The sequence below is a fragment of the Butyrivibrio sp. LC3010 genome, from assembly GCF_000424385.1.
In the GTDB taxonomy this organism is placed as follows: domain Bacteria; phylum Bacillota; class Clostridia; order Lachnospirales; family Lachnospiraceae; genus Butyrivibrio.
In genome coordinates, this window is record NZ_KE384179.1 from 101,905 (window position 1) to 126,689 (window position 24,785).

Below are 24,785 nucleotides of genomic sequence, written 5' to 3' on the forward strand. Positions count from 1 at the left end.
CTTCCTTCTGCCTGCCTTTCAGTCTATTCGCGTACTTGTTCTTCATAGACTCTCTCTGCGAAAATATAATTCCGTCAGTAATAAGTCTATAGCATATAGTTGATCTTATTAGACTGATTCTTAATATAAATATGTCATTTCTTAATCAGTCACTAAAGCTTCTTCTTTCTACAAGGACTCATCATACCCCCAAACTCTAATTCACTTCACCCGATCTGTTTCAAATGATAGAAAGGTTATAGCTTGTAATTATATGTGACTAAAAGTTTTAGATATTTTACAGATATCCCATAGACATTCATAATCTATGTGTAAGGTCGTTTTTTAATGATTTGAATGTGTTTTAGTGATGATAAAATTTCCGCAACAAAATAGCGATGCAGACTTGAGACTTCTTGCCGACAAAAGTGGAAGTCATAGATTATGAGGAGTGACTTATGGCAAATTTACTTGCATTTGGTGATTCAAATACATGGGGACTCATTCCCGGAACTAAAGAGAGATACCCTTGGGGAATCAGATGGACCAGCCTTGTTCAGGAGAAGCTAAGTGAAGTGAGAATAATTGAAGATGGACTATGTGGAAGGACTACCGTTTTTGACGATCATCTAAGACCCTTTAGGAAGGGAACAGAAATACTGCCGCTAAGTCTTGAGAGTAACTACCCACTTGATGCAGCTATCATCATGCTCGGCACAAATGATTGCAAAAAAGTTTTTAATGCAAATCCTCACATCATAGGGAAAGGACTTGAGCTGTGCCTTGATGAACTTGAAAAATACGTGGCTCCTGAAAAGATTCTTGTAGTATCTCCAATTAAGCTTGGTGATGAAGTATATCTTCCGGAAAAGGATCCCGAGTTTGATGAGAATTCCGTCAAAACAAGCATTAATCTAAAACGTGAATATGAGAGGATTGCAAAAAGACGCGGAAATCAGTTTCTTGCAGCATCTGACTTTGCAAGTCCAAGCTCAATTGATGACGAACACATGGATGAAAGCGGACATAGAAGCTTATCTGCAGCAATATTAGATAAACTTGAAGAAATGAAAATCGCATAAGAAAATAGCCTCTATCTCTGTAAAGAGATACGAGGCTATTACTGATTAAGCAAAACATTTAGCAAGATCTCCCGCCAGCTTAGTGCGGTCCATGCCAGTCGAGCTTGCTTGAGCAGCGCCGGTCTATTGCAAAACTTTAGTTAGCTCCATGATATTCCTGGAGTGATCTGATATTTCCACGGCCTTCGCTTTTAACTTCCTTTATTCCCTGAGCAGCAGCCTTGGCAGCGGCAACTGTGGTTATATAAGGAAGACGGGCTTTGATAGCGGCACGGCGAAGATAAGCATCATCATGGGCTGCGCCTTTTCCTATGGGAGTATTTATTACAAGCTGAACATCTCCGTTCTTGATAAGGTCCTCCACATTGGGTCTTCCGCCCTCATAATTCTTCATTATTCTGGTTGCATCAATTCCGGCATCAACGATGCTTTCATAGGTTTTTCCTGTGGCATATATCTTGAAGCCTTCCTTTGAAAATGCAGCTGCAAGCTCTGATGCTTCAGGCTTATCCTCACTATTTAAGGATATAAGAACTGCACCTTCAAGCGGAAGTGCTGCACCTGCTGCCTCCTCTGCCTTAAAGAAGGCTTCGCCGGGAGTCTTGGCAAGTCCCAGAACTTCACCGGTTGATCTCATTTCAGGTCCGAGAACAGGATCAACTTCAGGGAACATATTGAAGGGGAATACAGCCTCTTTTACACCATAATACTCAGGCTCTGTGTCCTTCTTAGAGTCAATGAGTTCCTGAACCGGAGACGGGCGTCCCGTAAGCTCTGAAGTGATGATGTCTGTTGCAACAGGCACCATGCTGATACCGCAAACCTTTGATACAAGCGGAACTGTACGTGATGCGCGGGGATTAGCCTCAAGAACATATACAGTGTCATCTTCAATGGCATACTGCATGTTCATAAGTCCCACAACATTCATCTCCACAGCAATCTTTCTGGTGTATTCCTCAATTGTCTTTAAATGCTTCTCAGAGATGTGCTTAGAAGGAATGATGCAGGCTGAGTCACCTGAATGAATACCTGCAAGCTCAATATGCTCCATAACTGCCGGAACAAAGGCTCTCTCTCCGTCACTTATGGCATCTGCCTCACACTCAAGAGCATTGTGAAGGAATCTGTCTATCAAAATCGGACGATCAGGTGTAACTCCGACTGCTGCCCTCATGTAACCTTCCATACTCTCTTCATCACGAACGATTTCCATTCCTCTTCCGCCAAGGACAAAGGAAGGACGAACCATAACAGGATATCCGATTCTGGCTGCTATTGCCTTTGCTTCATCAACATTTGAAGCCATTCCGGATTCTGCCATAGGAATTCCAAGCTTCTCCATCATCATACGGAACTGATCTCTGTCCTCTGCAAGATCAATTACTTCAGGAGTTGTTCCAAGAATATTCACGCCCTCTTCCTTAAGCTTAGCTGCAAGGTTAAGAGGTGTCTGTCCGCCAAACTGAGCAATTACTCCAACAGGCTTTTCCTTTCTGTAAATCTGAAGAACATCCTCAAGTGTAAGAGGTTCGAAATACAGTGTATCTGATGTATCATAATCCGTTGAAACAGTTTCAGGATTGCAGTTTACAATTATGGTCTCAAAGCCAAGTTTCTTGAGGGCAAGTGCTGCATGTACGCAGCAGTAATCAAACTCAATTCCCTGTCCGATTCTGTTGGGACCGCCGCCGAGGATCATGATCTTTCTCTTCTCAGAACCTGTCATATCCTTGGGATTTTCCAGCTCTACTCCATTTTTATATGTTGAGTAGTAATATGCTGCGCCTTCCGTGCCATATACGTGAACACCGTCCCAGTTTTCGAGAAGGCCGAATTCCTCTCTCTTATTTCTGATATCATCCTCTGACACTCCAAGAAGTCCTGCAAGATAAATATCTGCAAAGCCGTCCTCCTTGGCTTTAAGAAGTACTTCCTTAGAAGGTATTTTCCCTGAAAAAGCTTCTACCAAAGCTGCTTCTTCATCCACAAGCTCCTTTATTTCATTTAAGAAATAGTGTTTAACCTTAGTGATATCGAAGATCTCATCAACAGTAACACCCTTCTTGAACGCTTCATATATAAGGAAATATCTCTCGGAAGAAGCATCCTTTAAAAGATGAAGAAGTTCATCCTTATCCATCTCCTCATATTTTTTCACATTGCCAAGTCCATATCTGCCCTTTTCAAGGGATCTGATAGCCTTCTGAAAAGCTTCCTTGAAGTTCTTTCCGATGGACATTACTTCACCTACAGCTCTCATCTGGGTGCCAAGCTTATCCTCAACTCCGTGGAATTTCTCAAAAGCCCAGCGTGCAAACTTGACAACCACATAGTCCCCATTCGGTACATATTTATCGAGAGTTCCAAACTTGGAATCAGGAAGTTCTGATAAGGTAAGACCTGTAGCAAGCTTTGCTGAAACAAGAGCAATGGGGAATCCTGTTGCCTTACTTGCAAGTGCAGAAGATCTTGATGTTCTGGGATTTATCTCAATTACAACAATTCTTCCCGTCTTGGGATCATGTGCAAACTGAACGTTCGTGCCTCCGATTACTCCGATGTGCTCAACAATCTTATATGCCTGACGCTGAAGCTCCTTCTGAAGCTCCTCATCTATAGTGAGCATAGGCGCAGTACAGAAGGAATCACCCGTGTGAACTCCGACAGGATCCACATTCTCGATAAAGCAGACTGTGATCATGTTATTGTCTTTATCTCTTACTACTTCAAGCTCAAGCTCCTCCCAGCCAAGGATTGATTCCTCAACAAGAACCTGATGGATGATTGACGCTGCAAGACCTCTTGCGCAAACCGTCTGCAGCTCCTCCTTATTGTAAACAAGGCCGCCACCTGCTCCGCCCATGGTATAAGCAGGTCTGAGTACCACAGGGTAGCCAAGTTCATCTGCCTCAGCCAAAGCCTCTTCTATGCTATAGCAAGCCTTGGATCTTGCCATCTCTATGCCCAGCATATCCATGGTTTTCTTGAACTCTGTTCTGTCCTCTCCTCGCTCAATGGCATCTACCTGAACACCTATAACCTTGACGTTATACTTATCCAGAACACCCGCCTTATAAAGCTCAGAACACAAATTAAGACCAGATTGTCCACCTAAATTAGGCAAAAGGGCATCTGGTCTTTCTTTTTCAATTACAGCCGCAACGCGGTCCACATTTAAGGGTTCAATATAAGTCCTGTCAGCCATCTCCGGATCAGTCATGATGGTTGCGGGATTGGAATTAACCAAAACTATTTCATATCCAAGGCTCCTCAGGGCTTTGCATGCCTGAGTCCCCGAATAGTCAAATTCGCAGGCCTGTCCGATGACAATAGGACCTGAGCCGATTATCAGTACCTTGTGAATATCTGTTCTCTGTGCCATGTTACTCTCCCATTCCTTATTTTTTATCTCTACAAATTTTATTATTCATGTCGCAATAAAACAAGTAGGAAAGTGATTTCTTATGAAAGAAATTAATGAAGTTTTTAGAATCATTTAATAGCAGCTCGGCAGTTTGACAGTTGAATAAGATAATAATACCCTACAGGCCGCTTCTGGTCTGTATTTTTTATGTCAAATTTTATGTTTTATACTATCGCAATGTATTGCAATGTATGTTATAATAAGGCATGGAGGATTTTTTGCATGAGAGTTATCACATCTAAATCTAAAAATGCCGAATCATTCTACATCTCCAAGGGATATATCAACAATAAAGGCGTCAGTACATCCACCATTATCAGGAAGCTTGGGACTCTTCAGGAGCTCCTGAAAGAACATGGTCCAACGAGAGACGATGTGATGGCATGGGCCAAAGAAGAGGCGCGCCTTGAGACACTTAAATACAAAGAGCAGCAACAGTCGAAATCTATTCAGATAACTTTTCATGCCAACCGCCAGCTCGACTATGAGCAACAGGTATTCTACCGCGGAGGTTATCTCTTCCTTCAATCAATCTACTATTCTCTTGCATTAGATAAGATTTGCAGAAAACTCAGGGATAAATATAAATTCAAGTATGATATCAATGCCATTCTTTCTGACATGATCTTTGCACGTATCCTTGAACCTTCAAGCAAAAGATCATCTTTAAAGGTTGCCTCCGAATTCTTGGAAAAACCATCATATCAGCTTCACGATATTTACAGATCATTAGATGTTCTGGGAAATGAATGTGATTTCATCCAGTCAGAGGTCTATAAAAACAGCCACCTTATGGGCAAGAGGAATGACAAGATTCTTTTCTATGACTGCACCAACTACTACTTTGAAATTGAGCAGGAAGACGGCAACAAGAAATACGGAAAAAGCAAAGAGCATCGTCCAAATCCTATTATCCAGATGGGCATGTTTATGGATGGTGACGGCATCCCGCTGGCATTCTCTTTGTTCCCCGGGAATGCCAATGAACAGACATCTCTTAAGCCCATTGAGGAAAAGGTGCTCTCCGAATTCGGATGCCAGAAATTTATCTACTGCAGCGACGCAGGACTTGGTTCTGAAAAAATAAGGAACTACAATCATATGGGTGAGAGAGCCTTTATCGTAACCCAGTCTATCAAGAAACTTAATGCTGAAGACAAAGAATGGGCCTTAAATGGAACAGGTTTTAAAAGAGTGTCGGACGATACTCCTGTAGACATATCCAAACTGCCTGCAGATGATACAGGCCTTTACTACAAGGAAGAACCCTATACTCCCAAGACGCTACATCAACGTCTTATAGTTACCTACTCACCAAAGTTTGCCAAGTATCAGAAAGCTGTTCGTGAAGCCCAGGTTGATCGTGCGCAGAAACTCATAGATTCCGGTTCCGTTAAGAGAAACCGAAAAAATCCAAATGATCCCGCCCGTTTTATTGGGAAGATTGCTGTAACAGAAAGTGGCGAAGCTGCAACTATTCATAACTATCTTGATACAGACAAAATCGAGCAAGAATCTCTGTATGACGGCCTGTATGCCGTATCAACAGATCTTCTTGACGATCCGGTAGTCGACATCTTAAAAGTAAGTGAAGGTAGATGGGAAATCGAGGAATGCTTTAGAATCATGAAGACAGATTTTGAAGCAAGGCCTGTATTCCTCCAGAATGATGTCAGAATAAAAGCACACTTCCTTACATGCTTCCTTGCATTAATTGTTTACAGATACCTTGAGAAAAGAATCGATGATAAGTATACCTGCGATGAAATACTGAGTACGCTCAAAGATATGAATTTTGCTGGAATAAAAGAACAAGGCTTCACGCCTACATACCAGAGGACGAAGCTTACCGATAACCTCCACGAAGCATGTGGTTTCAGAACTGACTTCGAATTCATTACCAAGAGCCAAATGAAAACAATTCAAAAAAACAGCAAAGGAAGGTAGAAATTGCTATACTTCAAAACGAAGAGAAAAGTCTCGCCACGCCACTATTCATGTGGGATGCGAGACTTTTTATCTTATTTACCTGTCAAAGATGGGATTTTATTATTCATGTCGCAATAAAACAAGTAGGAAAGTGATTTCTTATGAAAGAAATTAATGAAGTTTTTAGAATCATTTAATAGCAGCTGTTGGGCTCAGTGAAAAGATTTCACAGATAAACGAACTTACAAATGTTATTCTGGACATCGCTTCACAGACAAATCTTCTTGCTCTTAATGCTTCCATTGAAGCAGCAAGAGCGGGTGAAGCAGGAAAAGGCTTTGCTGTTGTAGCAGGCGAAATCAGTTCTCTTGCTGAAAACAGCAGACAGACGGCAGGTAACATCCAGGTTATCAGCAATGAAGTAACAAATGCAGTTAAGAGTCTGTCAGACAACGCACTTGAAGTCATTGATTTCATCAACAATACAGTTATTGCAGACTATGACTCTTTCGTAGAAACCGGCGATAAATATGAGCAGGCTGCTATCCTAATGGATGAGATGCTTGAGAAATTCACCAGCAAGGCTGACAACCTGAATATCATCATGGATAAGATGGCTGATTCTGTCGGTTCCATCACAGAATCCGTAAAGCAAAGCTCAGAAACCATCGGCCTCTCTGCTACCAACTCAACTGAGATTGTAGGTGAGATCCAGGGTATAGACAATGCCATGAGCGAGAATAATAAAGTTACTGAAACACTGAACCAGAGAACAAGTATTTTTGAGAATCTGTGATGGGGATGAATAAGCTTTAATCGTCAAAAAAAGCCAATTTTATTCATCCTAAACGAAGAATTCCTGAAAAAAGGACTAATCAGCCACTCCTAAGCATCCTAAAAGGCGTGGCATGGTTAGTCCTTTTTCAGTATTATCCAATTAATTCTTCAAGGATCTCCAAGACTTTTTCATTTTCCTCAGGTTTTCCTATAGTAACTCTGAGCCATCCCGGTCTTCCAAAGTCCTTACCATCGCGGATAACGTATCCGCGTTTAAGGTATTCAGATACAACCCATCCACTGTCGGTGCCTGTATCAAACATGATGAAATTACCGTTTGAAGGTATATATTTGAGTCCCAGATCTTCAAGAGTTCTGTAATATAATTCGAGACCCTTTTTATTGTTTTCGATAACTTTTCTCTGAAATTCTTCATCATCAAAAGCAGCCACCGCTGCAACCTGTCCAGCCATTGTTATGTCGATAGGTACCTTGGCTTTTCTAAGATTGGATATAATCTCCTGATTGGCTAAGCCATAACCGATACGCAAAGATGCAAGTCCATGAAGCTTGGAAAAAGTCCTGAGTGCAATAACATTGTTATATGTATGGATCAGTTTTCCTGCATCAACCCTGTCTTCACCATTCCAGAAATCAATATATGCTTCATCCAGTACCACCAGAACATGCTGTGGAACCTTCTTAAGAAACTCTTCAATCTCTGAATGTGTGTAACCTGTTCCTGTAGGATTATTTGGATTGCATATCCATAAAAGCTTAGTGTTTTCCGTAACCGCATCAAGCATTGCGTATATATCCACATAATCATCCTTAAGCGGAACAATTACTTCCTTGGCACCTGCCTGTTTTGTCACATTTCTGTACCAGCCAAATGACGGATCAGGTATCACAGACTCCTCTCCGGGATTTAAATATGCCGAAGCAACTACACTGATAAGTTCAAATGACCCATTTGTAAAAATCAGTTCACTTCTGTCAACCCCATATTTTGAAGCTATTCTTCCTGCCAGCTCCGCATTTGAAAACTCCGGATATCTGGATAATTCAGGGAAAGCATTTGTAAGGGCCTTCGCCACATTTGGCGAACAGCCCAGATTGTTCTCATTTCCGGCAAGCTTAACTATGGTTTTTATTCCTGACTCTTCCTGGGCAGCTTTAACTGTTTTGGCAGCTTTGTAGGAAGGTATGTCTGCAATTGCCTTTCTTACCTTTACACTCATTTAATTATCTCTCCTAAAAACTTTATATCTGACTAATTCCTGTCGGATACGAATGCTGATACATCAGGAAATCTGTTTTTTCAGAAACTCTCTTCCGATTCTGTCTGTCTCAAAAAGAGCATCCTTAACATTTTCTACCTGATACTTTTCAGGAAGAAATTGCACATGCACAAGACCTTCACTTACCCCATCTGCAACGAATGAAACTGCCTCTTCCTTACTATTATCATCAATTCCAATCTGCTCAAGTGTCACGGGCTGCTTCAATGCACCAAATATACTCAGTTCTTTTTCAAGCTTGTCTGCGGGTAATTTCTGAAGTACAAATTGTAATGCCAGACCAAACGCAACTCTCTCTCCGTGTAAATATTTTCTTGTTGAAGGGACTCCAGTAACCACGTTATAAAAGCCATGAGCAACACCTCCATAGAATTTAACGCCATTAAGACTTCCCACAAGACCTGCAAGATAGATAACTGCATCTACAGCTCTCTGTGATCTTTCGGTAACCTTATGAGCAGTAATATCTTCGATGGTCTTATCAAGCTCGCCTGTCAATGTGTCATAAGCTATTTTAGAGGTCAGGATTTTCTGCTGAAGAGTAATATCTTTTGGTGCAACACTGATATTAGGCTCCGTCTCATACCACTTAGCAAGAGTGTCAACTATTCCGGCAAACAGATATCTTTCCGGTGCATTTACGATAACCTCTGTATCAGCAATTATGACTCTGGGTGTCTGCTGATTCGGGATGGCTCCAACTACAGTTCCCTCATCATCATAGAGAATTGTAACTGCTGCCCAGGAGGCACAGGTTGCTGCAATTGTAGGAATGGTTCCAACAGGAATTCCTATTCTTCCACCAACTGCCTTTACGGTGTCCATTACTCTTCCGCCGCCGATACCAACTATCAGATCTGCCTGCTTTTCCTCTGCAATCTTTGCAAACTTGCTGATATTTGTCTCTGAGGGAAAACCTGAAAACTCTTCAAAAGAATACTCAAGATCATATTCATCAAGTGACTTTTCAAGCTCTTCTTTTACCTTACTGATGGCTGTAGGTCCGCCAACAAGAAGCAGTTTTTTTCCATAGTCCTTCAAATATCTTCCGGCGTATTTTATAGCGCCCGGCTGTGATATATAAAAATCGGGAGTCTTAATAGTAAGAAGCCCCTGAGGTAAATTTTTTGGTTCGAAATCAAATGACATAATCTGTTTCCTCCTTCCCGGTCTCGTTTTTCATAATATATTTAAGAATTTCCTGCTCATAATAAGCAAAATCGTTATTTCTTACTCGAGGTCTTGAAAGCTCTATTTTGATAGTTTTTACAATCTTGTGTTCATCCATGACTATTACATGATCTGCTAAAAGCACAGCCTCAGAAACATCATGAGTAACCAAAATTGCTGTAAAATTCTGCTCTTTCCAGAGACGCTCGATAAGTCTTTGCATCTCTATCCTTGTAAGTGCGTCAAGCGCTCCGAGAGGTTCGTCAAGTAAAAGTGCTCTTGGTTGTCCCACAAGAGCTCTTGCGAGGGATAATCTCTGCCTCTGTCCACCTGAAAGGACCCCCGGCCAATCCTTCTCTCTTCCCTCAAGACCTACTCTTCTCAAAGCCTTTCTTGCATCCTCTTCGCTTCTGCCCGGTGATCCAAGTACTACATTTCTAAGTGCACTCTTCCACATAAGAAGTCTCGGATCCTGGAACACGAATCGTATATCTGAATTGATGGCATTTACCGGCTTATCATCCACCAATATCTCACCATCAGTCACTGTTTCAAGATATGTTATAAGTCTTAAAAGTGTGCTTTTTCCGCATCCACTTCTACCAACAATTGCTACAAATTCTCCGGGTTCTACCCTGAAGTCAACTCCCTCCAAAACTTTCAGGTCACCAAACTGTTTACTGACTTTTTTTCCCTGTATCGATATTCCGCTCATAGTCTCATCTCCTCGCTTTTGTTATTTTTTCAGACATTCCTCCAGCGAAGGAAATGTTTTTCCAAAGCTCTTGCTATCACATCTGACATTTTTCCAAAGAATGCATATATGAATAGTACAAGGAATATTTTGTCCATCTGTAAAAATTCTCTTGCATGTGAAGCCATATATCCAAGTCCGGAATCCCCTGTTACCGACTCGGCGGCTATAAGCATCATCCACATACTTCCCAAAGCAATCCTTACACCAACCAGAACGCTGGGTAATGAACCAGGTAATACAATGTCAAAAAAGTACTCTTTCCTGGTAAATCCGTAGACACTTGCCATTTCATCAAGCCCTTTATCAAGACTCTGAACACCTGCATAAGTGTTAAGATACATTGCGAAAAACACGCCCATGGAAACCATGAAGATTGCCAGTGTGTTTCCTATACCCATGAAAATTATGAGTATTGGCTGATAAGCCAGCATAGGTATTGTTCTGAACATCTGGATCGTTGTATTTAAGAATACGTTTGCAACCTTCGAAACTCCTGTAAGCATACCTAAGAAGTAACCCAGGACTGCTCCGAAGAACAGTCCGGTGAAAGCTCTCCTGGCGCTGACAAGAACGTAATCAGTAAGGGTTCCGTCGGTAAACATTTCCAAAGTTCTCTGTATTACTTCCAGTGGAGCAGGCAAAAGCTGTAGCTTATATCCGCCTTTATATTTTGCCGTTATCCACAATAAGATAAGTAGTATTGGAATAAGCCACTGAAAATAGCCTTTTACTTCCCTTTTGTTCTTCATACATCCTCCACCATGATTGTCAGTTAGTTAGCAAGTTCGTCAAGATTCTTCTGAAGCTCTTCAGAAATATCATCTGTGTAAAGAGTCTTTACATCTATCTCTTTTTCAAGAACGCCAAGTCCATAAAGAGTATCCGCTACATCCTGGAACGATGCGGCTGCTTCATCATTATTTGTAAATACTGTTGTAGGCTTTTGAGCAAATTCGTCTTGAAGCTGTTTAATATAAGCGTCATGGTCAAGTGATGTATATTCCTTAGTTATTTCCGCATATTCCTCTATATGATCCTTCTCCCAGATATATACCTTCTGCATACGTGTAAGGTAATCAATGATTGCTGCTCTCTTCTTGGGATCCTTAAGTGACTGAACGTTAGCATTGTAAATATAGTTTCCTGAAAGAATGTCCTGGGCTGTTTCTATCATGTAACCACCGGCTTCTTCATTTGCATTTATCTGAGGGAAACCGAATACTGCAAATGCTACGATGTCACCGGAGATAAGTGCTGAAAGACCATCTGAAGGAGCAAGCGGTACTGCTTCGATGTCATCCCATGTAAGACCTGCTGCCTCAAGCATCTTTGCAAGGAAATAGTGAGCTGTTGTAGCTTCAACATAGCCAACCTTCTTACCCTTTAACTCTGCAACTGACTTAATATCCTGACCGGGACCAGCAATAAGCTGCTGTCCAAGTGTAGCTCCGCTATATCCTGCAACAATTTTGAAGTTTCCGCCATTACCTGTAAGTGAAGCAAAAAGCGGAGGAATCTCACTACTCTGTGCAAGATCAAGCTGATCAACTGCTATTGCCTGAAGAGCAAGAGCACCACCTGAGAAAGTTTCAAAGGACAGATCATAAGGCACATCATCAACGCCTGCCGCCTTAAAAAGATCTGGTGTATACGCCATTCCCCACACCTTAAGGGTAGTTCCTGTAAGATCCAGCTCCTCTGATGATTCCTCAGCTGCATCTTCTGAAGAAGCATCATCAGTTGTTGCAACTTCATCCTCCTGAATGATTTCTACCTCTGCTTCCTTATTTCCGCTGGCAGAAGCATTTCCGCAGCCTGTGATTGCTGCTCCCAAAATGCTAAGTGTAAGTGCGATAGATAGTAGTTTTCTTTTCATAGTCTTTCTCCTCCAAATTGTTTGTTTACATGCAAAAGGAGGTCAACAGTTTTGCCCAATGTTAGCAAATCCATTAACCTCCAGTTGTCTGGTCAGTTATGCACAACATTTTTTTGTTGTACATAACATACTATTATTCTATTATCTTAACAATTATCTAATGATTATCCCTTGCTATAAGAATTAGTTAAGTTATATCGCAGTCTTCAGTTATCACAAATTACTGAACAGATCTTCGATCAGCGACAGTGCCCCTCTATAACCTGCAACAGTTTTATTAAAAATAAATCTGCTGGTAATAGGGAAAGTCACTTCATAAAACATAGTGTCTAAATATGAAGCAGCTTCTCTGTCATTAGAGCTTCCAAGGAAAAGAGTTACATCATCGTACTTACCACTTCTGATAACGCCATCTATATCAAACTGATCAGATATAAAGTGAATATCCGGAGCGTCACAATAGGTAAGAGATGATAATCTCTCAGTTATTCTCTCCTTGTCAGAATCCCTGAAGAGAGGTTCTGTTACAATAGCAAGCTTAGGAATGAGGCTATAATCGTTTGAAAGGTATCTTGTCATACCTATAACCGAATTTGAGTCACCGACTACAGCAAGTCTCTTCCATCCAAGAATTCCCGTTCCATGCTCAAGATATCTGTAAAGATAATCCTGTTCATCTGCTATAACTTCATCCACAAGCTTCTTATCAAGATTAAGAGCTTCTGCTACCTGCCTTACAAATGCAGTTGTATCTGTATCACCTATTGGAAGTCCTGCAACTCTAATGTACGGAACCCCGAATTTTTCTTCATATTTCTTAGCGGGTCCTTCAAATAACCAGGGATGAACTATGATATTCAGGGCTGCGCCTGAACTGGATAAAACATTTTCAACGCCCTGTCCATCCACAAAAAAGTTATTTACTTCCAGTCCAAGTCTTCTAAGAATTCTTGAGAGCTCCTCCAGATTCCCCCTGTAAAACTTATCAAGTCCGGGAATTAATCCAAAGAGATTTACAAGCTTTTCATTTCTTTCTCTCTTCTCTATAACCTGCGTGATCAGATTATTCCAGGTTACCTCATAACCAAGCTCTGTGTTTCCCTGAAATCCGGGAGTATCAATCGCATATACCTTTTCTCCCTTTTCACGGAACTCATTAGCGACGCTTTCCACATCATCACCGATAACACCTGAGGTACAGCCATTTAATATCACAAAAATCTCTGCATCCATTACCTCCAGTGCCCCGGCAACTGTGGTTCTAAGCTTTTCTATTCCGCCAAAAACAACTTCCTTCTCAAGCATGTTTGAGCAGGGTACCATAACTCCGCCAAGCTCATTTGCAGCCGTGGTTGCCGCCGACGTCTGCATTGTGCAACCGGGTCCCGCATGGAACACCGGGCAAAAACCTTTCATAGCTCCAAGAGTTGCGCTTATTCCTGACAGTACGCATCCCCCTCTTGGATTCTGTACTATTGATGACATATATAATCAATCCTCCTCGATTTTCTTAAGTCAATTTGCTGTTATAAACTTAAATGCATCCTGTTCATACCAGCTATCCTTGTAGGGAAGCTTGGTATGTGCTGCAAGATTCCTGTTGAATCCGGGATTTGACAGCTGATCGATCATCTTATTTCCAAGATAGATCAGTCCGTCATAGCCAAGAGTAGGACGTTTGCCATCAAGTACATGAGTTGTTGGAATACCAAGTTTATGTGCACTGGTGGGTACGCCAAGGAAGCAGTCAGGCTTGAGCTTACGCAGCATATTAGCTTGTTCGAAGGGTTCCATGTTGGCTATATCAACAACGTAATCTTTTTGCCTTTCATTAAGGTATTCTATGTCAATTTGAGCATCAGCATCATAAGTTGGCGTCTGAAGCCCCACCAGTTCCATACCAAAATCACTAACAAGCGCAGCAGCAGCAAAAGATCTTCCTGTACCACCGCAGATAAATATCCTCTTGCCCTTTAGTTTTTCTCTTATCTGTTCAACTAAAGGCTCTATTCTCTTGTGCTCCGCATCTATTATCTTTTGGGCTTCCTCTTCCTTGCCCACAAGCTTAGCGATTCCCATAAACCATTTGTCTGTATTTCTAAGACCTATTGGCATTACTGTATGTGAAAAAGGAATTCCGTAATCCTGTTCAAGTTCTATCATAAATTCATCTGCAAAAACCTTACATATTGCAGTTGATGCAGCCGCTTGAGGAATTCTCTTTATCTTTTCATAGCTTGAATAAAAAGGAACATAATTGACCTCAAGACCAAGAAGTCCGAGCATACGCTCCATTTCCTGCTGATCGCGATAGCTTATGGTCGTCGGTGCAAAAAGGTTGACAAGATTCTCCTGCCTGTCAGCCTTCTCGCCCTTAAGGATGTACTTATTGATAGCCTGAAAAGTTGCGTCGAAACCTGAAGCACATACCTTTGATTTAAAGCCCTCGCAGTGTATAGGAACTATAACCTGGTCCGGGTACTCACTCCTTAAGCTCTCAGATATCGCATCAATATCATCTCCAATAATACCTGAAGCGCAGGAGGTGAAAATGAAGACAAGCTTGGGATTATATCTCTCAACTGCCTTCTTAACTGTATCTCTAAGTCTTTGCTCCCCACCAAAAACCACACTCTTCTGGTCAAGGTTGGTCACAAAAATTCTAGGATTCTTAACATGATCCACATGTCTGTGAATCTGACCTACCTTATAGCCATCGGCCATCATTGACACGCAGCCTGTGCAGCCCTGAGGAGCATGAGCTATCAATACCGAGTCCTCTATGGAAACTACGGCCTGCATTCCATTGATCTCCTGACACTGAAGCCCCTGTGAAAAGCTTCTGTCAGCACGTTTTAAACATCCCCCTTTGAATTTTTCTGCCAGATCTTTACCGGAGCCATATCCGTCATTCACACGGTTTGGCTTGGATTCTCTGACACCATTGTACTTAATCGCCATTTTTTCATATCTCCTACAAAGAACACTATAATGCTACATTATTATCGTTTTACCAAATATATATAATAAAAATTTCTTGTCCCCTAAATGATAAAAGGAGGCTCACTGATTCTGCTTTAGAAATTAAATATCTCCTATTTTAATGATAAATAGTAAACATTTAATTCCCAAAGCACTAACACGTCAAATGATTCCGTGCAATCAGTAAGCCTCCGGTTATCCGGTCGGTAAATCCGCCAAACTGACACAGTGCATGTTCTGAATTTCCTGCCTGACTATCGCTGCCAGTGCCAGTTTGTTTTTCAATTTTTATAAATGCCGAGTACTGTTATTTTTTAGTATTAGTTAGCAAAAAGAGGTGTTGAAAGATATCTGTCACCTGAATCAGGAAGAAGAACAACGATATTCTTTCCCTTATACTCTTCTCTCTGTGCTACGATGGTAGCTGCTTTAAGTGCAGCACCTGAAGATATACCAACAAGTATTCCTTCTGATAAAGCAAACCTTCTGCCTTCTTCGAAAGCATCATCATTTTCGATAGCAATTACTTCATCATATACCTTTGTATTAAGAACAACAGGTACAAATCCGGCACCAATACCCTGAATCTTATGAGCACCAGCTGTTCCCTGTGAAAGAACCGGGCTGGTTGCAGGCTCAACAGCAATAACCTTAACATCAGGATTCTGTTCCTTAAGATATTCGCCAACACCTGTGATTGTTCCACCTGTACCTACACCTGCGATGAATACATCAACTTTTCCGTCTGTCTGCTCCCAGATCTCAGGACCGGTTGTTGCCTTATGTACAGCAGGATTAGCAGGGTTTACAAACTGACCAAGAATGATAGATCCTTCTATCTCTTTTTCAAGCTCCTCAGCCTTAGCAATAGCTCCCTTCATTCCCTTAGCACCCTCAGTGAGTACCAGCTCTGCACCGTAAGCCTTAAGGAGATTTCTTCTCTCAACACTCATGGTATCAGGAAGAGTAAGAATTGCCTTGTATCCCTTTGCTGCAGCTACAGCTGCAAGGCCGATTCCTGTGTTACCTGATGTAGGCTCGATAATTGTTGCTCCCGGCTTAAGCTTTCCACTCTTCTCAGCCTCTTCGATCATTGCAAGGGCAATTCTGTCCTTTACTGATCCTGCAGGATTCAAATATTCAAGCTTTGCAAGAATTGTTGCATCTGTAACTCCTGCTTTTTTGCTATATCCATTAAGTTTAAGAATAGGTGTCTTACCAATAAGTTCAAGTGCGCTTTCTTTTATCTGTGCCATGTTACATATCTCCCTTCGAAATTTGTTATAAGGATAATATCATGATAGAACAATTTGTAAAAATAAGTAATACTAATTGCCAGATATAAGGGTTACTTTTCATTGCGATAAGTTTTACTTTTTGCAGGCAAAGAGATAATCGCCCTCGCTTAGCAAGGACCTGATCCGGTACGGTTATATTTATTCTGAAGAAAAATTATAATCTGTACATTATTTAATCCAAATGATAACGCTTTATAGTAATATAGTTATATGGTGCTAATAATGAGAGTTCTGTCTTAGTTAGGAGGAAAATGATATGGAAAAAGAAAAAGAATTCCCAAAATTTACCGTATATGAAATGGTAAATAGAAATAAGATTATGAAATCATTTATAAAAAGTACAATCGCAGCTCTATGCATTATTTTCATAGCCTTAGCAGCTTTTCCAATCAGCACTTACGCCAAGGAAACCGATACCAAAATGTCAGGCACAATCTATCCGAAAGGCTACTACTCAAACTGGGAAGGAGTTTCCAACGTTTCACAGTTTAAGGATGAAAATGGAAATTACTGCTTTGCTTCCAGTAGTGGCAAAAAGGTAACCATTTTCACAACAGTAAAGGGTAAAGTGAAAAAGAAACTTAAGCTGAAAATGCCCTATCCGATTTTTGGTGCGGTTTCATGTGATCAGGACGGGAACTATTATGTAGTATCCGGCAGAAACAATAAAACTTCTAATAAAAAAGCTGAAACTGTCTTTATATCCAAGTACTCGAAAACAGGAGCTCTTATAACAACAGTTGGCGATAACGGCAGTTTTGGTGTACCGGAGTATTACACAAATGACTTTAATACAAAAGAGCCCTTTGCTGCAGGAAACTGCGATATTGCTATTAATGGTAATTTCGTTGCCGTAAACTATGCAAGGCATATGTACAGCGGACATCAGAGTAATACTGCGCTTATTATCAATCGCATTACCATGCAGAAACAACAGCTGAACAAATACTACAACTCCCATTCCTTTGCCCAGCGCGCGATTCCTTACCGTGACGGATTCATACTTGCCAGCGAAGGTGATGCGTATAACAGAGCTTTTTCCATAGCTTTCACAACTCCCACAGAGGATTCTGCTGAACCGGTATCTGAAGAGAAAGAAAGAAGCACCTGGTATTATTATGATTCCGCTATTCCTGTCGATGGCTCCTCCTATCAGACAAAAGAAGACGCATCCATTTATAAAAGAAATACAGGTGAAACCAGGGTTTCCTCCTTTGACATATTCCATTTCTGGCTCCAAAAGAATGCTTCTTCAAATATGTTCATCGTGAATAACAATTTTGCTCACATGGGCGGCATCGCTGTTTCAGACATTAACCACGTTGCTTTAGTCGGCACATCAGCAAAGGCGCTCAATAAAAAAGCCAAAAACCAAAAGGAATCACTTTTTATACAAATATTCGATCCGACAAAAAATCTGAAATACCCTGATGCATACGTTTTACCCTCAACACGATCAGGGTCATCCGGCCTTAACGGAACTGAAGATGTAACAGATTATGGAATCAAGTGGCTTACAAACGGCAAATACACTGTTGCCAATCCACAGGTAGTTGCTGACCACAAGGGACGTTTTGTTATCCTTTTTGAAAAATATCAGGGAAGCTATCAGGGTGTATATTACACAATCATAGACCAGACAGGAGCAACCGTGAAAAAGATTACAAGATTCTCTCCCTCCGCCAAGCTCAACAGCTGCGAGACTCCGGTATGCGTTGGAAATACTATCCTGTGGACTGCGAATTCCTATTATGGATCAAAAATATACAACTATCAGCTTAAGGTAAAATAGTACCTACGCAGCATTACGCTTTACATGAGATAATAATAGAGCCGAAATCCCAGATGTACTCTGGAGTTTCGGCTTTTTAGATGTTAAAGATGGGCTTCTTTTACCCGGCCTTCTCTCACACTATCAACATCACCATTTTCAACATAATCATCCAATGTAAATATGTCCAGCCCATTTCCTGCCGTAGCCTTTGGAACATACGATGGCATCAAACTCTCAAGGAAACCATACTTTACTTCCTCATTTGGAAAGCCCAATGTATACCTCCGCTTAACAGGATCATAATCTGTTATTGTCAGATATCCGGACTGATACAAAAGAGGAACTAAATCCAGACTGTCCCCTGTATAATCCTTTAACATTGAATCACTGGCATATATTGTGTGATTAGTGAGCTTTCTTAAATCAAATGACGAAGACCTGACCTTACTGATCAAAAACGACGGTGTCCCTGTCTCAAACCAGTAAGCACCAAATTCCATTGAAAAGAAAGCCTTCAAAACACTATACGGATTATATACCCCAGCCCCATTATGATGGAATTTATATCCATCATATTGCTTTTTTAACTCATTTTTGCACTCTAAAACCGAAATACCATGCTTTACAGAAAGCAGTTCAATCTCTTCGTCAAAATAAACACTCAATTCATTTTCTGTAATTCCACATAGTGATGCATAGCTCTCATCCAATGAGATATCAGTCAACTGATTAAGGTCACTAAATATACTGACCTTATGAAACTTCGAAACTCCTGTGATAAAAATAAACTGTAAATATTCATCAAAACTCTTTAAAGTACTGAAAAATCCCTTAAATACTTCCTTGTTATGAACCTGCAAAGCTTTATTATCAATCACATCCAAAAGTGGTTTATCATACTCATCCACCAAAACAACACTCTTAAGACCTGTCTGTGCTTTTGCAGCAATTAACAGATTTCGAAATCTGGCTCCTAAACCCAAGCCCTCTTTGGAAGGAATATCATAGGTATCTTCCCAACGACTTAACAATTCATCAAGGATATCCTCTAACGCATTCTCTGATTGATAACTTGTACCATTAAAATCAAAATAAAATACAGGGTACCTGTTCCATGAATTAACAGATTTTTCCTCCAGCTTTTCTATCGCCAGACCTGAAAACAATTCCTTTTTTCCCTCAAAATAAGCTTTTAAAGTTGATAAGAGCAAACTCTTACCAAAACGTCTTGGTCTGCTGAAAAAATAGGGCACATTATTATGAACCAACTCATATATATATTCTGTTTTATCAACATACAGAAAGTCATCTGTACGCATCTTTTCAAAACTCTGTATTCCAACGGGAAGTTTTCTATTCACAGAAAATGTCTCCTTTATCTGTATTTTTTCTATCAAACACTCACCCCTTTACAAATATCATTATATATGATGATACTCAGGTTTCAAACATATTGCTGAACAATTAGTTCATGAACATATAGGTTAGATCTGCTCAGTAAACAGTGAGTTCCGGTTGACATACACTTTTTTAGTTCATATCCGCTTGCTAAATAAGCACCCCCTTAAAACGTGATGAAGTTTGAATTTGTCATCTCTTCAAAATACATCGCGCATAGTCAATTGTTCTTCCTAAACAACTCAATTTCTGTTTAAAAAGTCCACTAAATATCTATTTGAAGTATACGAATTGAAAAGCCAGAAAAACACTAACTTTCAATATAAAAGTTACGGCAAAATCAGCGACTTTTATTTCTGAGAGAATTAACGATTATTGCTCACAAATTATTAACGAAAAATCGCCAATTCTCTCAGGGGTAAAACTCCTGACTTTGTCGCGACAAAGGACAAACACATTTCATATGAAAGGGGAAAACTTTATGAAGAAAAACAAACGAATATGGTCGTGGGCACTGGCCGGTGCTCTGGCTGTAAGTAACTTGAGTGCGGTGGCAATGCCTATTACGGCGTTGGCTGCTGCTCCGAATGGTCGTGAAAACATAATTTTCTCTAAAGGATCTTTTACTGGTGGTGGTGATGTGAAAGATGCTTATAAAAACAAACAAATAGGCGATACAGGATTTGAAACATCTGATACAGTGCCGACTCCTGAAACAGTTATTAATTCACTACCGGACGGATATACTTACACATGGGATGACGAAAAGTCAACGCCGACTACCATTACCTTTGGTACTACAACGTATGGACAGTTGGATGTAGGTGACTCCTCTACGTCGGATTTGAAGCTTACTTTGAAAGCAACCGGAGATGCAATTACTCTGGACGAACAGTTAAATGGTGGTACAACAGGAACGTTCACCACACCTTATACATACGGGTCCGGTACGCATACAATCACTGCTGGTCCGACACGTACTGGATATAAGTTTATCGGATATTCTGTATATACAGGTCCAACAGATGGATCAAATACTACTGCCGAGATTCCTGCTGCTCAGGTGGGGATAGCATCGGCAGTTGCGGCAACAGCAATAGAATCAGCTTATGCAGCTGCTGGATATACAGGAACGGTGAAGCTTGGTGCGGTATGGCAGGAAATTCCCAAAGGAGTTCTTCAGCTGGACACAGAAGACACCATTTATGCTAATAATGATTTCGGTATGACATTAGAATTTACAGCTTTGACCGGAACAGAAGGAATTCGTATTATTGCGGATAAGGCAATAAATGTAAATGGTTCAAAGGTCGCTGCTGGTACGGCTCTTGGTACTGCTTCTGCAACTGCTCATGATCTTCAATTAACAACAGGAGCTTCAAAGGCTTTGAAACTTCCAAGTGCTGAACTCGGTGATAAGCCTTCTGAGACAATTATATTCAAAGCACAAAAGACTGCTGATAATACAGTTGGTACTCCTGTATGGGAAGATATTACAAGCTTAGCTGTAACAATTTATAAGCCGGCTGTACAGAGTTTTGATCTTAGTTGGACAGCTTCAAATCCTAGCTATATTCCTACAGCTGCAAGAGTGAGTGCTGCAGATATTAGGAATGCAGATAATACAGACGCAGCAACAGCTTCACTTACATTTGCTACAGAGCAGATAGTAGATAATAGTCAGGGTAAAGTTGAGACTGTATGGGATATATATAATAGTAAGGGAACAAAAGTTCAGACATACAAAAACTCAGCAGCAACATCGTCTCCTTTCACCATTTCAGGTACATTTAATACAGATAGTACAACAACAAAAAGAGTAGATACTGGTGTGACAATTACTGATGCAGCAGCTGCTGCGGGTAGTTACACGGTTAAAGTTTATCCTGCTGGATATGAATCATTAGCAGAATCCTATGATTTTACTGTTGTTGGAAGTACAGCTTCTATAGAGGATCCTGATGGAAATAGTGCAAATGCTAATCCTTTATATAAGGATGAAACAATCCAGCTGAAAGCATTTGTAGGAAGTGCACCCACAAAGAATGTATCCTTTGAAATTGATGACGCATCAAAGCCAGCTGCAAAGGATAAAGTCACCGTATCAGAGGATGGACTTATTACAGCAATCGATGATGTTAATCTTACAGGAATAAAAATCAATGCTCTGGTAACAATGAATGAGGATATGACCTATCCTATCGCTAATGCGTATACCGTTTCTGTAAGTAAGGAGACACTTACTGCATCACTTACAAAGAATTCACTTAAGATTGGTGAGTCAACAACAGCAGTTCTTAAGTCTGGTAACAGAGTCGTAGATGATGGAGAGGTTACATGGGTATCTTCTAATCCATCTATCGCATCTATCGATAATGACGGAAATATTGAAGCTATAAGTGATGGTGGAGTAACATTTACAGCAACCTATATCAAGGATAAAAAGACCATAACAAGGACAACTGGTGCTTTGTCAGTTGCTAAAACTGTTCTTGAGTATTATAACCTTGATTCTAAGACTCCGGATACAGCATTATCAGCAGGAACACCTGTTGACGTTATCATTGGTAAGAGTGTCCATCTTGGTCTTGGTAATTCAAATGGTTCAGAAATTGAATTTGAATATGCATGGAAATCTGGTGATACCAAAGTTGCAACTGTAGATGAAAATGGTTGTGTAACCATAAACGAAAAGGCTAATAAGAACACAACTGTTAACGTATATGCATACAGAACAGTTGAAGGCAAAGAAGTAAAGATTGGTAATGGCGTTACAATCAAGGCAGTGGCTGCAACATATGCGGCAGTAGACGAAAATGGTAAAGCTATTGCAGCAGCAACAAATCTCTATTATGGAAGTACACTTGTTCTCAATGCACAGCTTGGCGGCGAGGATATTGATGGTGGTACATGGTCAATTAAGGCTGGAACAAATAATAAGAAGAATATTTCATTAAGTGGAAATGTTGTTGAAGCAGTAGGAAAAGATGTAGCAAACTATACAGAGACGCCTATTGTTGAATTTGATGCAGATGGTGATAAGAAAGCTGATATTTCCATTACATTTACACTTGTTGCTGACAGATTTGAAGTATTCGATCAAGATGGAAAGAACCTTGGCTCAGTTGCAATTACAGTTGGTGGAGGGCCTGTTGTAGCATCATCTGCAGGTTCACTTACAATTGCCAAACTTGAACAAGGTGAAACTCTTTCCTTTACAACAAAGGCTGGTTCTAAGGATGTTACAGCTCTTACAGAGTGGGAATCATCAGATGATAGTGTACTTGCTGTCAACGATGGTGTGGTAACAGCCTTGACAGAAGGAAATGCAGTTACTGTAACAGGAACATATTCATTAGATGGTGACGACTACACAGTAACATTAACATTTACAAAGGTTGTAGTATCTTCTGGCGCAGCAGAGGCTGCAGATGAAGCGAATGAAGCAGCAGCAAATGTAAAGAATGCTGTAGATGCAGCTAAGAAAGCAGCTGAATTAGCTAAGGCTGATCCAACAGCTGAAAATCTCAAAGCAGCAAGTGATGCTATAGCAGCAGCTAATGATGCTGTAGCAGCAGCTAAAGATGCAGCTGATGCAGCTGAAGAAGCTTCTAAGAATACAAAAGCAACAGCAACTGCGGCTAAAGCAGCTAAAGATGCAGCTGATGCAGCAAATGCAGCAGTTGAAGAAGTAGCGGATGATCTTGAAGCAGCTCAAAAAGCTTATGAAGAGGCTGAAGCAGCCAAGGAAGCAGCTGACAAGAAGGCAGAAGAAGAAAAGAAGGCTGAGGAAGAGCAGAAGAAGCAGGAAGCTAAGCAAGCAGCCATCACAGCAGCAATTGAAGCAGCAAATGCAGCAGCAGAGGATCCTACAGCAGAAAAGATCCAGGCAGCTAAGGATAAGGTAGCAGCAGCTCAGGCTCTTGAAGCTACAGCAGATGAACTCAAACCTGCAACAGATAAGATCACAGCAGCAGAGGCAGCTAAGAAGGCAGCTGAAGAAGCAGCTAAACAGGCCGAAGAAGCAGCTAAGAAGGCTGAAGAGGAAAAGAAAGCAGCTGAGGAAGCTAAGAAGGCTGAAGAGAAGAAACAGCAGGAAGAGAAGAAAGCTGAAGAGCAGAAACAGGCTGAGGAACAGAAGAAAGCTGAAGAGCAGAAAGCGGCTGAAGAAGCAGCTAAGTCTGACGGTTCTAAGGCTGGAGAGCTTGCACCTGTAGGTAACGAACTTAAGGATGCTAACGGTACAACAACTGGATACGTTGTAACAAATGCAACAGCTGGTGCCGGCGAAGTTGAGTTCAAGGGAACAGCTACAGATAAGGCTTCTGCTACAGTTACTATTCCTGAAGAAGTTAAGGATCGCAGTGGCAACGTTTACAAGGTAACAGCTATCGCTGATAATGCTCTTGAAAACGCAACTGGAAAGACCATCAACATTGGTAAGAATATTAAGAAGATTGGAGCGAACGCACTCAAGAACTCTACGTTCAAGAAGATCAATATTAAGACTGACAAGAAGGGTAAGCTTAAGATCGGCAAGGGCGCATTCAAGACCAAGAAGAAGGCTACAATCAAGGTTAAGGGCGCTAAGGGCGAGTATAAGACCAAGCTCATGAAGAAGATCAAGAAGCAGGCTCACAAGAAGTCTACAGTTAAGTAATTTCGATTACCCTACTGACTGACATTCTAAGCTAAACTTATAGGAAGGGATTACGGTTCTCTCATGAATCGCAATCCTTTCTTTTTTTATTTTTCGAATTATTTTGAAAGATAATATCACACATGTGATTATGGCGAATACCGTTCCCACGCCATTTGTGGAGTGTTTATCCGGGTATTATTAAGACTTTCTTAAGGCATAAACCCATATATTAATACAAACTTAAGATGAATTTGTCCCCATACCGTGTTATCATGACACAGCATGCAAAATGCATATCAAATTCTTTTACCTGATTACCGGACGATCTCCGGATTTTTCCATTAAATGCATTTAAATAGTGAAAAACAGAGGCTTCTATTTCGAAGTTGATTA

15 protein-coding genes are annotated in these 24,785 nt (G+C 40.8%); 5 read left to right on the forward strand and 10 right to left on the reverse strand.

Annotated elements, in window-relative coordinates; all coding sequences use genetic code 11:
- The first annotated feature begins 437 nt into the window (after positions 1-437).
- Positions 438-1,061, forward strand: coding sequence for a GDSL-type esterase/lipase family protein (locus G622_RS0120235; RefSeq protein ID WP_026512154.1), 624 nt, complete (start codon positions 438-440; stop codon positions 1,059-1,061).
- A 136-nt stretch (positions 1,062-1,197) separates the two neighbouring features.
- On the opposite strand, the gene carB is transcribed toward G622_RS0120235, so the two are convergent.
- Positions 1,198-4,446, reverse strand: a complete 3,249-nt coding sequence (gene carB, locus G622_RS0120240; protein ID WP_026512155.1) for a carbamoyl-phosphate synthase large subunit — start codon at positions 4,444-4,446, stop codon at positions 1,198-1,200.
- Positions 4,447-4,710: 264 nt separating this feature from the next.
- Here carB and G622_RS0120245 point away from each other — a divergent pair, with 264 nt between their 5' ends.
- Entirely contained in the window at positions 4,711-6,435 is a 1,725-nt protein-coding gene (locus G622_RS0120245; RefSeq protein WP_026512156.1) for an IS1634 family transposase, read from the forward strand.
- Between the two features lie 244 nt (positions 6,436-6,679).
- Positions 6,680-7,213 carry a methyl-accepting chemotaxis protein gene (locus G622_RS25565; protein ID WP_305803655.1) on the forward strand — a complete coding sequence of 178 codons (534 nt, stop codon included), beginning with the start codon at positions 6,680-6,682 and terminating at the stop codon, positions 7,211-7,213.
- 133 nt (positions 7,214-7,346) lie between these two features.
- Here G622_RS25565 and hisC read toward each other — a convergent pair whose 3' ends face one another.
- The 8 genes from hisC to cysK form a co-directional block, all read right to left on the reverse strand.
- A complete protein-coding gene (gene hisC, locus G622_RS0120260; RefSeq protein ID WP_026512159.1) occupies positions 7,347-8,435 on the reverse strand; it encodes a histidinol-phosphate transaminase in 1,089 nt (362 codons plus the stop codon).
- A gap of 63 nt (positions 8,436-8,498) precedes the next feature.
- Positions 8,499-9,644 (reverse strand): iron-containing alcohol dehydrogenase family protein, encoded by a 1,146-nt coding sequence (locus G622_RS0120265; RefSeq protein ID WP_044958219.1) that lies wholly within the window; start codon positions 9,642-9,644, stop codon positions 8,499-8,501.
- Positions 9,634-10,380 carry an ABC transporter ATP-binding protein gene (locus G622_RS0120270; RefSeq protein WP_026512161.1) on the reverse strand — a complete coding sequence of 249 codons (747 nt, stop codon included), beginning with the start codon at positions 10,378-10,380 and terminating at the stop codon, positions 9,634-9,636. Before G622_RS0120270 ends, G622_RS0120265 begins: the two co-directional genes overlap by 11 nt.
- A gap of 29 nt (positions 10,381-10,409) precedes the next feature.
- The gene (locus G622_RS0120275) at positions 10,410-11,171 is read right to left on the reverse strand and encodes an ABC transporter permease (protein WP_026512162.1); all 762 of its coding nucleotides are present in this window, start codon (positions 11,169-11,171) and stop codon (positions 10,410-10,412) included.
- 23 nt (positions 11,172-11,194) lie between these two features.
- Positions 11,195-12,298: an ABC transporter substrate-binding protein gene (locus G622_RS0120280; RefSeq protein ID WP_026512163.1), complete on the reverse strand. Its 1,104-nt coding sequence runs from the start codon at positions 12,296-12,298 to the stop codon at positions 11,195-11,197.
- 213 nt (positions 12,299-12,511) lie between these two features.
- Positions 12,512-13,783 (reverse strand): nitrogenase component 1, encoded by a 1,272-nt coding sequence (locus tag G622_RS0120285; RefSeq protein WP_026512164.1) that lies wholly within the window; start codon positions 13,781-13,783, stop codon positions 12,512-12,514.
- A gap of 30 nt (positions 13,784-13,813) precedes the next feature.
- Entirely contained in the window at positions 13,814-15,259 is a 1,446-nt protein-coding gene (locus G622_RS0120290) for a nitrogenase component 1 (protein ID WP_026512165.1), read from the reverse strand.
- Positions 15,260-15,600: 341 nt separating this feature from the next.
- Complete coding sequence (gene cysK / locus G622_RS0120295) at positions 15,601-16,536, reverse strand: cysteine synthase A (protein WP_026512166.1); 936 nt, start codon at positions 16,534-16,536, stop codon at positions 15,601-15,603.
- 298 nt (positions 16,537-16,834) lie between these two features.
- On the opposite strand from cysK, the gene G622_RS0120300 reads away from it, so the two are divergent.
- On the forward strand, positions 16,835-18,370 hold the full coding sequence (locus G622_RS0120300; RefSeq protein WP_026512167.1) for a hypothetical protein: 1,536 nt from the start codon (positions 16,835-16,837) through the stop codon (positions 18,368-18,370).
- Positions 18,371-18,453: 83 nt separating this feature from the next.
- On the opposite strand, the gene G622_RS24005 is transcribed toward G622_RS0120300, so the two are convergent.
- Entirely contained in the window at positions 18,454-19,713 is a 1,260-nt protein-coding gene (locus G622_RS24005) for an ATP-binding protein (protein ID WP_155831577.1), read from the reverse strand.
- Positions 19,714-20,231: 518 nt separating this feature from the next.
- Here G622_RS24005 and G622_RS24990 point away from each other — a divergent pair.
- Complete coding sequence (locus tag G622_RS24990; RefSeq protein ID WP_049945992.1) at positions 20,232-24,410, forward strand: Ig-like domain-containing protein; 4,179 nt, start codon at positions 20,232-20,234, stop codon at positions 24,408-24,410.
- The last annotated feature ends 375 nt before the right edge of the window (positions 24,411-24,785 follow it).